Here is a 15,304-nt window from a genome sequence, read left to right on the forward strand (position 1 = left end):
CCGGCCAGGTCACGCGGCGCGGCCCGAACGCCCCACCCGGGGGCGCCGGGGCCGCGCCGCGCGCCGTCCTCAGCGGCTCAGCCGGTCGATCTCCGCCAGCTCCTCGGCCGTCAGCGGACCGCCGTTCAGCGCGTCGATGTTCTGGTCCAGCTGGGCGACGGAGCTGGCGCCGATGATCACCGACACCACCCGCTCGTCGCGCAGCACCCAGGAGAGCGCCAGCTGCGCGAGCGTCTGCCCGCGCCGCTCGGCCACCTTGTTCAGCGCCCGCAGCTGCTCCAGCTTCGGGCCGGTCAGCGCCTCCTTGTTCAGGAAGTGCCCGACCGACATCCGCGATCCGGCCGGCACCTCGCCCGAGAGGTAACGGTCTGTCAGCAGCCCCTGGGCGAGCGGGGAGTAGGAGATCAGGCTGGTCCCGGTCTCGCCGACCGCGTCCAGCACGCCCTCCTCCACGGAGCGGTTGAGAATCGAGTACGCCGACTGGTTCATCAGCACCGGCGTGCCCAGCTCCCGCAGGATCTCCACCGCCTTCCGGTGCTGCTCCGCCGGGTAGTTGGAGATGCCCGCGTACAGCGCCTTGCCCGCGCGCACCGCCGAGTCCAGCGCGCCCATCGTCTCCTCCAGCGGAGTGTCCGGGTCGTAGCGGTGCGAGTAGAAGATGTCGACGTAGTCCAGGCCCATCCGGCCCAGCGACTGGTCCAGGCTGGCCAGCAGGTACTTGCGGCTGCCGCCGTCCCCGTACGGGCCGGGCCACATGTCCCAGCCGGCCTTGGTGGCGATGAACAGCTCGTCCCGGTACGGACGGAAGTCCTGCGCGAACAGGTAGCCGAAGTTGCGTTCGGCGCTGCCGTACGGCGGGCCGTAGTTGTTCGCCAGGTCGAAGTGGGTGATGCCGCGGTCGAAGGCGCGGCGCAGCACCGCCCGCTGCACCTCCAGCGGCTGGGCGTCACCGAAGTTGTGCCACAGGCCCAGTGAGACGGCGGGCAGCTGTACGCCGCTGCGGCCGGCCCGGCGGTAGGTCATCGAGGCATAGCGGTCATCCGCCGCGAGGTAGGTCATGCCGGACATCCTGCCAGCCCCGGCCCTCCGATCAAGCTCTTGCCCCGTTCCTGAGCGGTGCATATGCTCGCGGTGGATCGTGTGTGTGCGAGGCGAGGGAGAGTCGGTATGTCCGTGTACGCCGCACCCCTGCGCTGTTGTCGTCCCCGCAGCACCTCGCGCTGACGCCGCCACCGAGCCGATTCCGCGCGATCCCTCCCCGGTGCCGCCCCCGGGTGAGCGCGGCCGTGTCCGGAGCGCTCAGCCCGGGCCGCCGCGCCGTCCTCGCCGAACTCCCACCGAGTGCCCCACAAGGAGACCGCCATGCGGTTCACCGTCTCGTCCCTCGTCGCCAACGGCCCCGACCCCGTCACCGGTGTGCGGCGCACCCCGAACGAGAAGCTGCACAACGTCATCGACCAGGCCGTCACCGCCGAGGAACTCGGCTACGACGGCTACGGGGTGGGGGAGCGGCACGGCGAGCCGTTCCTCTCCCCGGCGCCGCCCGTGCTGCTCAGCGCCATCGCCGCCCGCACCTCGACGATCCGGCTGTTCACCACCGTGACGGTGCTCAGCATCCTGGACCCGGTCCGGGTCGCCGAGGACTACGCCCTGCTCGACCAACTCTCCGGCGGCCGCCTCGAACTGATCATCGGCAAGGGCAACGACCCGCGCCACTTCGACCTGTTCGGCCTGCCCGAGGAACGGCAGTGGGACGCGCTGGCCGAGAACTACGCTCTGCTGCGCCGGCTCTGGCGCGAGGAGAAGGTGACCTGGGAGGGCGGCACCCGGCCGCCGCTCAAGGACGCGACCATCTCGCCGCGCCCGTTCCAGGACCCGATCCCGGTCTGGCACGGCAGTGCCACCAGCACCCAGTCCACCGACCTGGCGGCCCGCTACGGGGACCCGCTGTTCTCCGCCAACTCCTTCCACCCGCTGGCCAAGTACAAGGCCCTGGTGGACCACTACCGCGAGCGCTGGGAGCACTACGGCCGTGACCCGAAGGACGCCCGGGTCGGCACCAGTTTTGGCGGCCTGTTCATCGCCAGGCGCTCGCAGGATGCCGTCGAGGGCTTCCGCCCGTACTGGGACGCGCTGTTCAACTCGGCGGCCGGCAAGCACAACAACTCGCCGTTCGAGTCGCTGGAGGACGCGCTGGAGCGCGGCTCGGCGCTGGTCGGCAGCCCGCAGCAGGTGATCGAGAAGATCCACCGCTACCACGAGGCCTTCGGCAACGAGGTCGTCGGGATCGGCGTGGACTCGCTCACCGAGGACGTCCAGCACGAGCAGCTGGAGCTGTTCGCGAGCGAGGTCGCCCCGGTGATCCGGCGGGAGCTGCCCTGACGGCCCCTCGGGGGTGACGTACACCTCACCCGGACCGCGGGGCCCGGGGGAATGCCGCCCGCCGTTCCGGGGGACGACGATCACAGGGAGGGCCGTGGACCGCCGGGGGGCGGCCCACGGCCCTCGGCAGGCCTGTCGGGATCTGTCGGGGTGTGTCGGGTCGTGCCCGGCCGGGCCGTTCCCGGTGCACCCCTGGCGTTCTGTACCTACTGGTATGTACAGTGACCGGTATGGCAACCCAGGACCGTCTCATCGAGAGCACCCAGGAACTCCTCTGGGAGCGCGGCTACGTCGGCACCAGCCCCAAGGCCATCCAGCAGCGCGCGGGCGTCGGCCAGGGCAGCATGTACCACCACTTCGACGGCAAACCCGATCTGGCCGCCGCCGCCCTGCGCCGCAGCGCCGAGCAGCTGCGCGCCGTCGCCGAGGCCGACCTGGCCGGGCCCGGCACCGCCTACGACCGCATCGCGGCCTATCTGCACCGCGAACGCGACGTGCTGCGCGGCTGCCGGATCGGCCGGATGGCCCAGGACCCGGAGGTGATCGCCGACCCGCGGCTGCGCGCGCCCGTCGAGGAGACCTTCGACTGGCTGCGCGGCCGGCTGGCCGAACTGGTGGCCGAGGGGCAGACCGCCGGCGAGCTGATCCCCGGTGCCGACCCGGCCGACACCGCCGCCGCGGTGGTCGCCGTCGTGCAGGGCGGCTACGTCCTCGCCCGCGCGGCCGGCTCCGCCGAACCGTTCGAGCAGGCCGTCCGGGGCGCCCTCGGCCTGCTCGCCGCCCACCGCTCCCGCTGAGGCCCGGTCCCCGCGTCGCACCGCCCGCCGCCCTGCCCCGCCCCGTCCCGCCCGGCCGTTCCGGAGGTACCGCCCGTGCACGCCATGCAGTACGAGATCACCCTCCCCGCCGACTACGACATGGGGATCATCCGGAAGCGGGTCGCCGACAAGGGCCACCTGCTCGACGACTACCCCGGCCTCGGCCTCAAGGCGTACCTGGTGCGCGAGCGCGGCCGACGCGGGGCCGCCTCCCGGCCGGAGACCGGAGGAGGCTCACCGGTCAACCAGTACGCGCCGTTCTACCTCTGGCGCACCCCCGAGGGGATGAACAGCTTCCTCTGGGGCCCGGGCTTCCGGGGCGTGAGCGCCGACTTCGGCCGCCCGGCCGTCCGGCACTGGCTCGGAGCCGGACTGCGCCGGGGCACCTCGACAGGGAGCCCGGCCGCCGCCACCCGCCGTATCGAACGGCTCCCGGAGGACGCGGACCCGGCCGAGGCGGTCGAGCGGGCCCTTGCCGGGCTGCCCGACCACCCCGGCCTGCACACGGCCGCCGTCGCCGTCGACCCGGCCCGCTGGGAGCTGCTGCGGATCGCGCTCTGGCACGGCGACGCACCCGAGGACGAGCCCGGCGTCCACTACCGCGTACTGCACCTCTGCCGCCCCGAACTCGACCGGCTGCCCGCCGGCCGCCACTGGTGAAAGGACCGCCCGACCCGATGGAACCCGCCGACCTCACCCCCGCCCCGCTCGACCGCGCCGCCGGCTACGCGCTGCTCAACGACCTCGCCGGACCGCAGACCCAGGCCGACACCCTGCGCGGCCTGGACGAGGTGGCACCCGGCTTCCCCGACTGGATCGTCACCAGCCTGTTCGGCGGCACCTACCAGCGGCCCGGCCTCTCCCCGCGCGACCGCCAGGTCGCCAACCTGGCCGCGCTCACCGCCCTCGGTGGCGTCGAGCCGCAGCTCGCCGACCACGTCCGCAACAGCCTGCGGATCGGCCTCACCCGGCAGGAGATCACCGAGGTGCTGGTCCACCTCGCGCCCTACGTCGGCGTCCCCAAGGCGCTCGCGGGCCTGCGGGCCGCGACCGCGGCCTTCGCCGAGTACGCCGCCGCGGCCGAGGACACCACCGACCCGGATGCCGCGTGACCGCCACCGTCCGGACGGTGCTCGGCGACCTCGATCCGGCCGAACTCGGCGTCTGCGACTCCCACGACCACCTCTTCCTCCGCAGCCCCCGGCTGCCCGGCGAGGAACTGGACGACCAGGGGGCCGCCGCCGAGGTGCTGCGCGCCTTCGCGGCGGCCGGCGGCCGGGCGCTCGTCCAGTGGACCCCGCACGGCATGGGCCGGGGCGGCGCCACGCTCGCCGGGCTGTCGCGCGGCGCCGGCGTCCACCTCGTCGCGGCCACCGGTCTGCACCAGGCCGTCCACTACGACCCGGACGGGCTCGCCGACCTGTACGACGGACTGGCCGGGCTGTTCACCGCCGAGCTGACCACCGGCCTGCGCGGGGCGCCGGCCGGCACCAGGGCCGGACTGATCAAGGTGGCCGGCGACTACCACGGCCTCGGCGAGCACACCCGCCGGGTGATGGCGGCCGCCGCCGAGGCGCACCACGCCACCGGCGCGCCGATCGCGGTCCACCACGAACTCGGCACCGCCGCGCCCGACGTCCTGGACCTGCTCTGCGGTCGGTACGGCGTCCCGCCCCGGCGGATCGTCCTCGGCCACCTCAACCGGCTCCCCGACCTCCGGCTGCACCGGCACCTCGCCGCCTCCGGCGCCTACCTCGCGCTGGACGGCCCCTCCCGCGCCCACCACGCCACCGACCACCACCTGTTCGACACCATCGCCGCCCTCGCCGAGGCCGGCCACGCCGCCCAGTTGCTCCTCGGCGGCGACACCACCACCCGTGGCGCCCGCCACAGCCCCGGCCCGACCCACCTCCTGACCGCGCTCGCACCCCGCCTCGCCCGCGAGTTCGGCCCCGCCCTCCCGCACCAGCTCCTCACCGCCAACCCCGCCCGCGCCTTCGCCGCCGAGTGGGCGGCGCCCTGACGGACCGGCCCGTTCGTTCCTCGTGATCCGGCGGGCCGGGTCCGCGCCCGCGACCACCGGCGCGCCCTCGGCGACCCGCGCCCCCGTCCCGCTCCTGTCGCCTCCGTCACCCCGCATACCCGCTGGTCGGCGGGTCCGCGGCAGCCTCCCGGACCGCTAGGGTGGTTGATCGCGCCTCGGCGGGGGCTTCCGCGACGAGCGGGGGAACCGGGGCGGCCGTCCTGGATGTCCTAGGGGTTGTCCGTCGGACAGGCCCTAGGGGCGGGGACGGGGAGTTCGAGGCGTGGGAGCAAGTAGGACATGGGTCTGACGAGCCACAAGGTGCTGGCGCTGACCGTATTGATCGCCGTCGTGATGATGGCGGGCACCGTCTGGCTGTGGCCGAGACTGGCGAAGCGGAGCTGGCAGGCGGTGCTCGGCCGGATCGGCACGCTGCTCGCCACCCAGCTCACCGTGCTCGCCGCGCTGGGCCTGGTGGCGAACAACTACTTCGCCTTCTACAGCAGCTGGGACGACCTGCTCGGCACCGGCGACAACGGCCCGGTCGTCATCCAGAACAAGGTGGACGCCTCCGGCCGGCTGCGGGTGGAGACCATCGGGCACGCGGAGGTCCAGGGCGGCGGGGCGCTCGGCCGCGACCCCGGAAAGTCCGGGGAGATCCGCGAGGTCCGGATCGACGGGGCCACCACCCGGCTCTCCACCGAGGGGTACGTCTACCTGCCGCCGCAGTACTTCCAGCCGGAGTACGCGCAGAAGCAGTTCCCGGCGGTGATCGTCAGCACCGGCTTCCCCGGCATCGCCAAGAACCTGGTGACCCGCCTCAACTACCCGGGCGCGGCGCTGAAGCTGCTCCAGGAGGGGAAGATGCAGCCGACCGTGATGGTGCTGATGCGCCCGTCGCCCGCGCTGCCGCAGGACACCGAGTGCGAGGACATCCCCGGCGGCGCACAGTCCGAGACGTACTTCACCAAGGACGTCCCGTCCGCGATCCAGGCGTCGTTCCGGGTCTCCGCCGACCCGCAGGCGTGGGGCTTCATGGGCAACTCGACCGGTGGCTACTGCGCGCTCAAGCTGGCCATGCGCCACCCGGAGGTCTTCCCGACCGCCGTCTCGCTCTCCGGTTACTACCAGGCGGCCGACGACCCGACCACCGGTGACCTCTTCAAGGGCAGCGAGCAGCGCCGCAACGAGGCGGACCTGATCTGGCGACTGAAGAACCTGCCCCAGCCCAAGGCGTCCGTGCTGCTGGCCGGCACCAAGGAGGGCGACGGTGAATACCGGCGCGACACCGAGCAGTTCGTGGCCGCCGTGCACAGCCCGATGAAGGTGTCGTACAGCATGCTGCAGACCGGCGGCCACAACTTCGAGACCTGGGGCAAGCTGCTGCCGTCCTCGCTGGAGTGGCTCTCCCAGCACCTCCGGGTGCCCGGCCAGCCGGTCTGAGCCCCCGGCCGCCCTGCCGGCCCCTGACAGCCCCTGACAGCCCCGGCCGGTTCCGGCGGGGCGTCGGGGCCGGGGCCGGGGCCGGGGCTTCGGCTCAAGGCCTGCTCAGGCCACCGGCTCCAGCGTCCCGGTGTGCAGCTCGCCGACCCGGCCACCCTCGCCCTCGTACGTCCAGAAGGCGCGCACCGTCAGCCTGGCGAGGTCCATCACATGGCTGACGGTGATGCCGCTCTGCTCGGTCCAGCTGACGAAGTACAGCTCCGGCCCGACCTCGGCGACGTGCAGTGTCACGTCCTCCCACTGGCCCGCCGACTCGCCGAGGCCCTCCCAGCGCAGCCGCTTGCCGTCGGCCGAGTAGGCGTTGCGGAAGGCCGCACCGTTGTCGACCTGGAAGAGATAGGTACGGCCGGCGAAGGCGGGCAGGGGCGCGGTCATGGTTGGGCGTGTCCTCGTCTCTTGTGCGGAGCGGTACGGATGGACCTCCAACTTATCCGACCCGGCGACCTTTCCCGGCGTACTCGGGGACACCCGCCACGGCACCGGTCCCACGGCACCGGTCCCACGGCACCGGTCCCACGGCACCGGTCCCCACGGCGCGGATCACCACGGCACGGGGATCGCCATGGCCCCGGGGCGCCGGAGCCCGGGGACGCCACGGCGCGAAGCGCCACGACGGCCGCCCGCCGGGTGTGCGACCGGCACATGGGCGCTCCGGCGGGCCGACCGTACCGTGCAGGCTCCGGCCCACCGGGACGTGGGCCCGACCAGGGAGCCGCCCATGAACCCCGCCAGAGATCCGCACGCCGCAAGCGGCATGAGCCCCGTCCGCGACGGCAGGGACTCCAGACGCCCGGCCGCCGCCCTCGCCGCCGTCCTGCTCACCCTGGCCGCCCTCCTGCTGGGCGCGCCGCCCCGGGCCTCGGCCGCCGCGCCGCTCACCCTGGAGGCGACCTACCCCTCACCCGGTAACGGCTGGGCCAAGGTCGAGCGCTATCTGGACACCACCGCCGGCTTCCACGCCGAGCAGTACCCGGCCGACGGCCGCGGCGACCAGGACGGCGCCCGTCTCACGTACTTCGGCGGCGTCCGCCAACCGTTCTCCGGCCGCTTCCTGCTCTACTCGGCGGCCGGCTGGGACACCGGCAGCCGCCAGACCCCCGTCCTGCTCGTCCACGGTGCCAACGACAACGCCGACCGCGCCTGGGCCAACCCCGGCGAGAGCGGCAGCTGCGGTGCGTCCGGCTGTCCGTCCACCGGCCTGGCCCAGTACCTCGCCTCGACCGGCCACCGCGTCTTCGCGATCAACTTCGCCCACAAGAACGGCGACAACCTGATGCAGGCGCAGGCCGTCGGCGACGCCGTCGCGCTGATCCGGGCCCGGCTCGGCGTCCCCCAGGTGGACGTGGTCGCGTGGAGCAAGGGCGAGGTCGCGGCCCGCGCGTACGTCTCCTCGGTGCGCCCCTCCTGGGGCCGGGCATACGCGGGGGACGTCCGCCGCCTGGTCACGCTCGGCGGCCCGAACGGCGGCCTCGACTACGTGTACGCCCACGGCTGGGCCTTCTCGCTCGCGACCTGGCCGGCCTGCGGCGGCAGCGCCAACGCGCCGTCCCCGCACCTCTTCATGACCTGCTACGGCACGTACACCTCGCAGCCCTGCCTCGGCGTGCTGCCCAGCGGCGGCCACGACTGCTACCCGGGGCAGCGGCAGCTGCTCGCCCGCTGGGACGGCACCTACGGGGTGGACGGCACCGCCCAGGACTGGTGGACGACGTACTACGGCGGCCAGGGCTTCTACACCTCGGGCCAGGGCATCCAGGCGGCCATCGACGCCGGTTCGCTGATCGGACCGCTCCAGCGGGCCGGGGTCCCGGCCGCCGTCCGCGGCTACCTGCTCGCGGGCGGCTCGGCCGACATCCCGGGAGTCCTCAACGAGAACCGGGGGCCCAGCGACGGCATCGTCTTCACCGCGAGCGCGCTGGACACCACCGGGATCGGTACGGTCGGCGGCACCCGGCTGCTCGCCGGGCTCAACCACCTGGAACTGGCCTGGGCGCCGGAGTCGCTGAGCCAGGTGGACGCCTGGCTCGACTGACCGGCCCCGGAGCCCTGTTGACCGGCCGCCTGCGCCGGCGGCCCGGGCGCGACAACGCCCGGGCCGCCGTCACCGGCTCGCCGTCAGCCGGTCCGCGTCAGCGGGTCTCCGTCAGCGGATCTCCGTCAGCGGATCTCCGTCTCGACGACGGGGATCGCGAACGGCTGCTTGTCGTTCGACGTGTTCCGGTCGTCGTCGCCGCGCACCGAGACCCAGCCCCCGAGCAGCGTTCCGGGGGCCGGGACGGTGCGCGCCAGCCGGACCGGGATCAGCGCCGTCGCGCTCCGCAGCGCGGGCAGGCCGGCCGGGAAGGTGCAGTGCACCCGGTGGCCGTCCTGGAACGGGGCGCAGTTCTCCGGGAAGTACGGGCCCTCCGGCGTCACGCCCGCCGGCAGGGTGACCACCACCGTGAACGGCGAGGCGGTGCGGTCGGGGCCGCGGTTGCCGACGACGGCGTGCACCGTGGTGGTGCCACCGGGTGCGGCGGGGTCCGGGTCCAGCCCGATGACCTCCAGGTCGGAGTCGGAGGCCGTCGCGGCCGTGGCGCCGGGCCCGGCCGAGGGGGCGGTCGACGGTGCGGCCGTCGCCGGCCATTGCAGACCGGCCCAGGCGGGCCCGGCCGTCAGTGCCGTCAGCGCACAACCCGCCGTCAGCGCGGAACCCACCGCGACAGCGCCGCGCACCGCGGCCCGCCGGCCCGCCGATCCCAGGCCCGACGTTCCCGGGGCCGACGTTCCCGGGGCCGAACCCCCGTCCGATCCCTGAACCGAACCACGAACGGATCCTCTGCGGGACATCGCCGCTCACCCTGCCCTTGCGTTCCCGGTGCCCGCGCCGTCGCGGGCCGCGTCCGCAACAGCCTGGCCGACCGGCTCCCCGCCGCTGCCGCAACCCGCCCCCGGCCGCTCGAACGGGGGAAAACCCGCACCGGAAGTCGGCCGGCCCGACTTCCGGTGTTCACCGGCGGCCGGACCGGCGGATCGTCAGGGCGCGAGGACCTGTCCCAGCCGGGTCGCGATCCGGTGCATCACCGGCACCAGCGACGAGCTGCCGTCCTGCTCCTCCAGCGCCCGGATGCGCGCCTCCGGGCCGGAGACCGAGATCGCCGCAGGGGTCGGCGCGCCCGGCACCGCGAGCGCGATGCAGCGCACCCCGATCTCCTGCTCCTGGTCGTCCACCACATAGCCGCGCTCGCGCGCCTCGGCGAGCTGGGCCATCAGCTCCTGCGGGTCGGTCAGCGTGTACGAGGTGTGCGCGGGCAGCGGGTCGGGGCCGAGGACGGCGCGTGCCTCCTCCTCCGGCAGCTGCGCCAGCAGGGCCTTGCCGACGCCCGTGCAGTGCGGCTGCGCCCGTCGCCCGACCTCGGTGAACATCCGCATCGAGCGCCGCGACTGCACCTGCCCGACGTAGACCACCTCACCGCCCTCCAGCACGGCCAGGTTGGCCGTCTCGCCGGTGGCCTCCATCAGTTCGGCCAGGTACGGGCGGGCCCAGCTGCCGAGCAGCCGGCCGGCCGTCTCGCCGAGCCGGATCAGCCGGGGGCCCAGGGTGTAGCGGCGCGTGGTGTCCTGGCGGACATAGCCCTGCTGGACGAGGGTACGAACCAGGCGGTGGATGGTCGGCATGGGCAGACCGGAGGAGGTGGAGAGCTCGCTGAGCGTCGCGATGCCCCCGGAGTCGGCCAGCGCCTCCAGCAGCTGGAAGGCGCGCTCGACGGACTGCACGCCGCCGCTCGCGCGGTCCGTGCCCGTCGTCGATGCGGTCTCGGGGGTGGCGACCACCGGCGTTCCCTTCACTGTGGGGGGAGGATCAGAGCCTCCGCGATCGCTTCAACAAACCGTTGAAATTCTGTATCGCGGAAACTAGTCTCCACCTTACAGAATCGGGCCCTCCGGCAGCCGGGTTCGGTTCGAGGCAGTTCCCGCCGGAGCTCCCTTCGTCGGGCTCAACCGTCTTAGGAGTGTCCTGCCCATGGCCACAGATCAGGGACCCTCGCCCAGCCCCGGGCCGGGGGTGCCCCCGGACGCCCTCTCCGCCGCTCCGGCCGTCACCGTCGCCGGTCCGCGCGTCCACCGGGCGGAGGAGGTGCTCACCCCGGAGGCGGTCGCCTTCGTCGCCGGACTCCACCGCGCCTTCGAGGGCCGTCGGAAGGAGCTCCTGGCCCGCCGCAGGGCCCGCCGCGCCGAGATCGCCGAGGCCGGCACCCTGGACTTCCTCCCCGGGACGGCCCACATCCGGGCCGGCGACTGGAGGGTGGCCGAGGCCCCCCGCGCACTCCAGGACCGCCGGGTCGAGATCACCGGCCCGACCGACCGCAAGATGGTCATCAACGCCCTCAACTCCGGCGCCCGGGTCTGGCTCGCCGACTTCGAGGACGCCACCTCCCCGACCTGGGAGAACGTGGTCGGCGGCCAGATCAACCTGATCGACGCCTTCGAGGGCGGGATCGACTTCACCGGCCCGCAGGGCAGGGCGTACGCCCTGCGGCCCGCCGCCGAACTGGCCACCGTGGTGGTCCGCCCGCGCGGCTGGCACCTGGACGAGACACACCTGCTGGTCGACGGTGCCCCGGTGGCCGGCGCCCTTCTCGACTTCGGCCTCTACTTCTTCCACAACGCGGCCCGGCTGATCGCGCGCGGCCCCGAGGACCCGAACTCCGGCCCGTACTTCTACCTGCCGAAGACCGAGAGCCACCTCGAGGCCCGGCTCTGGAACGACGTCTTCACCCACGCCCAGGCCGCGCTCGGCATCCCGTACGGCACCGTCCGCGCCACCGTGCTGATCGAGACCATCACCGCCGCGTTCGAGATGGACGAGATCCTCTACGAGCTGCGCGACCACGCCGCCGGGCTCAACGCGGGCCGCTGGGACTACCTGTTCTCGATCGTCAAGAACTTCCGCGACGCCGGCGAGCACTACATCCTGCCCGACCGCAACACCGTCACCATGGCCTCCCCGTTCATGGCCGCCTACACCCGCCTGCTGGTGCGGACCTGCCACCGGCGCGGCGCCCACGCGATCGGCGGCATGGCCGCGTTCATCCCCAGCCGCCGCGACCCCGAGGTCACCGCCGCCGCGCTGGAGAAGGTCAAGGCCGACAAGGACCGCGAGGCCGGCCACGGTTTCGACGGCTCCTGGGTCGCCCACCCCGACCTCGTCCCGGTCGCCCGCGCCTCCTTCGACGCCGTCCTCGGTGAGCGCCCCCACCAGAAGGACAACCCCGGCCCGGCCGAACCGGTCACCGCCGCCCAGCTGCTGGACATCGCGGGCGCCGGCGGCAGCTGCACCCGCGCCGGGCTGCACAACGCCGTCCAGGTCGGCGTGCGCTACATCGAGGCGTGGCTGCGTGGCCTCGGCGCCGTCGCCATCTTCCACCTGATGGAGGACGCCGCCACCGCCGAGATCTCCCGTTCGCAGGTCTGGCAGTGGATCCACAACGGCGTCGTGCTCGCCGACACCGGCGAGAAGGCCACCGCGGCCCTGGTGCGGCGGCTGGTGGCCGAGGAGCTGGCCGGGCTCCGGGCCGGGCTGGGTGCCGACGCCTACGCCGGCGGGCGCTGGGACGAGGCCGCCGCGCTCTTCGAACAGGTCGCCCTGGCCGAGGAGTTCGTGGACTTCCTGACCCTCCCCGCGCTTCCCCTGCTGGACTGAGCCCCGCTCCGCCCAGTGGCGGCGGCCGGCCCGCCTGCCCCGCCACGCCGCGGCCCCGGACCCCCGCCGTGGGTCCAGGTCCGCGGTCCGCTGTCATGCCGGGGTGACCGTCCGGAGGCCGACGGCCTCGGCGGCTTCCACCAGGCGCTTGTCGTAGGCGAGGAACCAGGCCACCGACGGCGCCACGCTGAGCGCGGCGGCCACACGGATGGCCGTCCAGCGACCGGAGTGTCCCGCCGGGTGCGAGGCGGCCCGCCTGGTCGAAGAGGGCCGGGGTGAGCCGCAGAACGGCCGCGATGTCCAGCCAGTCCTCGGCGTTCCGGTGGGAGACCGGATCGGTCCGGGCGGCGTGCGTGGCGCGACGCGGCTCCGTGCGGGTCGGATCGCCGGTGACGACGAGCGCTCCGCCCGGTCCGTCCAGCCGCTCCAGCAGGGCGGCGCCGCGGTCGTGAGTCCAAGGGGGAGGGAGGGTCAGCCGGGGCGGGTGGCGAGTTCCCTGGCGGCACGGGCGCAGGCCTGGGCGATCCGGTCCTCGTCGACGGTGGTCAGCCGGCCCCGCTCGACCACGGCGTTGCCGTTGACGAAGAGGGCGGTCAGCGGGGGCAGGGCGCCGAGGGTGAGGGCGGCGACCGGGTCGGCGATCGAGGAGTGCATGATGCCGTCGATCTTCCACAGGGCGAGGTCGGCCAGCTTGCCGGCCTCGATGGAGCCGATCTCGTTCTGCCGGCCGAGCACCCGGGCGCCGCCCATGGTGCCGAGGCGCAGCGCCTGCCGGCCGGTCAGCGCGGTGGGGGAGCCGTGCAGCCGGTTGATCAGCAGGGCGTTGCGCAGCTCGGTGCCCAGCTCGCCGGACTCGTTGGAGGCGGTGCCGTCCACGCCGAGGCCGACCGGGACGCCTGCCGCCAGCATGTCGGGGACGCGGGCGATGCCGGCCGCCAGGCGGGCGTTGGAGGAGGGGCAGTGCGCCACGCCGGTGCCGGTCTCGGCGAACTTGACGAGGTCGGAGTCGTCCATGTGGACGCAGTGCGCCATCCAGACGTCCTCGCCGAGCCAGCCGACCGACTCGAAGTAGTCGGTCGGGCCCATGCCGAACAGCTCCTTGCAGAACTGTTCCTCCTCGGCCGTCTCCGAGCCGTGGGTGTGCAGCCGGACGCCCTTGCGGCGGGCCAGGAGGGCGGTCTCGCGCATCAGCTCGGTGGAGACCGAGAAGGGGGAGCAGGGGGCGATGGCGATCCGCAGCATCGAGTCGAAGGAGGCGTCGTGGTAGCGGTCCACGGCGGCCTCGGAGGCGATCAGGACGGCCTCGGTCGACTCGACCGCGTGGTCCGGCGGCAGCCCGCCGTCCTTCTTCCCGCGGTCCATCGAGCCGCGCAGCGCGGTGAAGCGCAGGCCGAGCTCCTGGACGGCCTCGATCTCGGCGCCGAGGATGTCGCCGCCGTCCCGGGGGAAGACGTAGTGGTGGTCGGCGGCCGTCGTGCAGCCGGACTTGAGCAGGGCGGCGGCCGAGCCCTGGGCGGCGGCGTGGACGAGCCGGTCGTCGATCCGGGCCCAGGTCGGGTAGAGCGCCACCAGCCAGTCGAACAGGATGGCGTCCTGGGCCAGGCCGCGGGTGATCCACTGGTAGAAGTGGTGGTGGGTGTTGACCAGGCCGGGGGTGAGGAGGTGGCCCTCGCCGTCGATCCGGCGCACCACGTTGTCCGGCCACTGCGGGGCGGGGCCGTCGCCGACCGACTCGATCCGGTTGCCGAGGACGACCACGTGGCCGCGGGCGTACTCGGTGTCGTCGGCGTCGACCGTCGCGACGGCGACGTTCTCGATCACGATCCGCCGGCCGGCGGGCGGGGGCTGGACTGCCATGGTGGGGCTCCTGGGGGGAGGGCCGACGGGGGAGCACGCTGAGCGGGGGTGCGACGGCCCCCGCGTACCCGGCGGCGGTCACGGGGGCGCTCCGGGTCAGGCGACCGGGATGACCGGGGTGACGCCCTCGCGGTGCACGGTGCCCTCGATCAGGCCGTACATCCGGTCGGCGGCGTAGTAGACCTCGTTCTCGTTCGTCAGGCCGAACGGCTCCAGGTCGACCAGGAAGTGGTGCTTGTTGGGGAGTTCCAGGCGGACCTCGTCCACCTCGGCGCGGTTGTCGAGGACCCGGGTGCCCATCGCGTGCAGGGTCTGCTGCAACGAGTAGGAGTAGGTCCCGGCGAACGCCTCCAGCAGATGGCGGCGGACCTGGGTGTAGCAGCGGTTCCAGTCGGGCCGGGCCTCGTCGCCCCGGCCGGTGAAGCCGTACGCCCAACGGGCCGTCACCTGGGTGGCGAGGATGCGGTCGTAGGCCTCCCGCAGCGTGGTGTACCCGTCCTTGAGGTAGCCCCGGAACTCCGAGTCGGTGGAGTTCAGCACGACGAGGTCCCTGAGGCCCGAGATGACCCTGACGGTCTCGCCGTCGTAGGCGATCTCGGTGGTGCGGGTCTCCTGCCCGTTGCGGACGAAGGAGTGGCCGGTCTCCTCCGGACCGGTGAAGCGGGCCGAGCCGTCGGACGTCCTGATCCGGTCCCAGGCGTACTCCTCGATCCGGATCCGGGCGCGGTGGACGGGGTCGGTGCTGTCGACGAAGTGGCGGGCCAGCGCGATGCCGAAGGCCTCGGCCGACTCGATCCCGTGCTCCTTGGCGAAGGCGTAGACGGTGTTCTTGGTGGTGTCGGTGGGGAGGCAGTTGGCGTTCGACCCGGTGAGGTGGACGTCCTCGAAGTCGCCGGAGAGGGCGACCGAGACGTTCAGGTCCTTGATCTCGTGCCGGGTCGAGTCGCGGCTGATCCGGACGATGCGGTTCTCCGCCTTGCCGTACTGGTTCTGGCCGAGCACATGGGCCATGGCATGGCTCCCAATCAATGAAGTGGC

At 73.6% G+C, this 15,304-nt stretch carries 14 protein-coding genes; 8 read left to right on the top strand and 6 right to left on the bottom strand.

What is annotated here, in order from left to right; all coding sequences use genetic code 11:
- Positions 1-69 precede the first annotated feature (69 nt).
- Positions 70-1,059 (bottom strand): aldo/keto reductase, encoded by a 990-nt coding sequence (locus tag AB0P06_RS09675; RefSeq protein WP_363606408.1) that lies wholly within the window; start codon positions 1,057-1,059, stop codon positions 70-72.
- 303 nt (positions 1,060-1,362) lie between these two features.
- Here AB0P06_RS09675 and AB0P06_RS09680 point away from each other — a divergent pair, with 303 nt between their 5' ends.
- The 6 genes from AB0P06_RS09680 (at position 1,363) to AB0P06_RS09705 (ending at position 6,666) form a co-directional block, all read left to right on the top strand.
- Positions 1,363-2,382: an LLM class flavin-dependent oxidoreductase gene (locus tag AB0P06_RS09680; protein ID WP_363606409.1), complete on the top strand. Its 1,020-nt coding sequence runs from the start codon at positions 1,363-1,365 to the stop codon at positions 2,380-2,382.
- Positions 2,383-2,612: 230 nt separating this feature from the next.
- The gene (locus AB0P06_RS09685) at positions 2,613-3,179 is read left to right on the top strand and encodes a TetR/AcrR family transcriptional regulator (protein ID WP_363606411.1); all 567 of its coding nucleotides are present in this window, start codon (positions 2,613-2,615) and stop codon (positions 3,177-3,179) included.
- Positions 3,180-3,254: 75 nt separating this feature from the next.
- Positions 3,255-3,860, top strand: coding sequence for a DUF4865 family protein (locus AB0P06_RS09690; protein WP_363606413.1), 606 nt, complete (start codon positions 3,255-3,257; stop codon positions 3,858-3,860).
- A gap of 17 nt (positions 3,861-3,877) precedes the next feature.
- The gene (locus AB0P06_RS09695) at positions 3,878-4,312 is read left to right on the top strand and encodes a carboxymuconolactone decarboxylase family protein (protein WP_363606414.1); all 435 of its coding nucleotides are present in this window, start codon (positions 3,878-3,880) and stop codon (positions 4,310-4,312) included.
- Positions 4,309-5,223, top strand: a complete 915-nt coding sequence (locus tag AB0P06_RS09700) for a phosphotriesterase (protein WP_363606415.1) — start codon at positions 4,309-4,311, stop codon at positions 5,221-5,223. The genes AB0P06_RS09695 and AB0P06_RS09700 overlap by 4 nt, the downstream gene beginning before the upstream one ends.
- A 300-nt stretch (positions 5,224-5,523) precedes the next feature.
- On the top strand, positions 5,524-6,666 hold the full coding sequence (locus tag AB0P06_RS09705; RefSeq protein ID WP_363606417.1) for an alpha/beta hydrolase-fold protein: 1,143 nt from the start codon (positions 5,524-5,526) through the stop codon (positions 6,664-6,666).
- 105 nt (positions 6,667-6,771) lie between these two features.
- Here AB0P06_RS09705 and AB0P06_RS09710 read toward each other — a convergent pair whose 3' ends face one another.
- Entirely contained in the window at positions 6,772-7,101 is a 330-nt protein-coding gene (locus AB0P06_RS09710) for a MoaF N-terminal domain-containing protein (RefSeq protein ID WP_363606418.1), read from the bottom strand.
- A 343-nt stretch (positions 7,102-7,444) separates the two neighbouring features.
- Here AB0P06_RS09710 and AB0P06_RS09715 point away from each other — a divergent pair, with 343 nt between their 5' ends.
- Positions 7,445-8,758 (top strand): lipase, encoded by a 1,314-nt coding sequence (locus AB0P06_RS09715; RefSeq protein ID WP_363606419.1) that lies wholly within the window; start codon positions 7,445-7,447, stop codon positions 8,756-8,758.
- A gap of 125 nt (positions 8,759-8,883) precedes the next feature.
- Here AB0P06_RS09715 and AB0P06_RS09720 read toward each other — a convergent pair whose 3' ends face one another.
- The gene (locus tag AB0P06_RS09720; protein WP_363606420.1) at positions 8,884-9,423 is read right to left on the bottom strand and encodes a hypothetical protein; all 540 of its coding nucleotides are present in this window, start codon (positions 9,421-9,423) and stop codon (positions 8,884-8,886) included.
- A gap of 318 nt (positions 9,424-9,741) precedes the next feature.
- Entirely contained in the window at positions 9,742-10,539 is a 798-nt protein-coding gene (locus AB0P06_RS09725; protein WP_363606422.1) for an IclR family transcriptional regulator, read from the bottom strand.
- A gap of 190 nt (positions 10,540-10,729) precedes the next feature.
- Here AB0P06_RS09725 and aceB point away from each other — a divergent pair, with 190 nt between their 5' ends.
- Positions 10,730-12,409, top strand: a complete 1,680-nt coding sequence (gene aceB / locus AB0P06_RS09730) for a malate synthase A (protein ID WP_363606424.1) — start codon at positions 10,730-10,732, stop codon at positions 12,407-12,409.
- 471 nt (positions 12,410-12,880) lie between these two features.
- On the opposite strand, the gene AB0P06_RS09735 is transcribed toward aceB, so the two are convergent.
- Positions 12,881-14,266 carry an 8-oxoguanine deaminase gene (locus tag AB0P06_RS09735; protein ID WP_363606426.1) on the bottom strand — a complete coding sequence of 462 codons (1,386 nt, stop codon included), beginning with the start codon at positions 14,264-14,266 and terminating at the stop codon, positions 12,881-12,883.
- 96 nt (positions 14,267-14,362) lie between these two features.
- A complete protein-coding gene (gene pucL / locus AB0P06_RS09740; RefSeq protein ID WP_363606427.1) occupies positions 14,363-15,277 on the bottom strand; it encodes a factor-independent urate hydroxylase in 915 nt (304 codons plus the stop codon).
- Between the last annotated feature and the right edge of the window lie 27 nt (positions 15,278-15,304).

The organism is Kitasatospora sp. NPDC088351 (assembly GCF_040685575.1).
In the GTDB taxonomy this organism is placed as follows: Bacteria; Actinomycetota; Actinomycetes; order Streptomycetales; family Streptomycetaceae; genus Kitasatospora.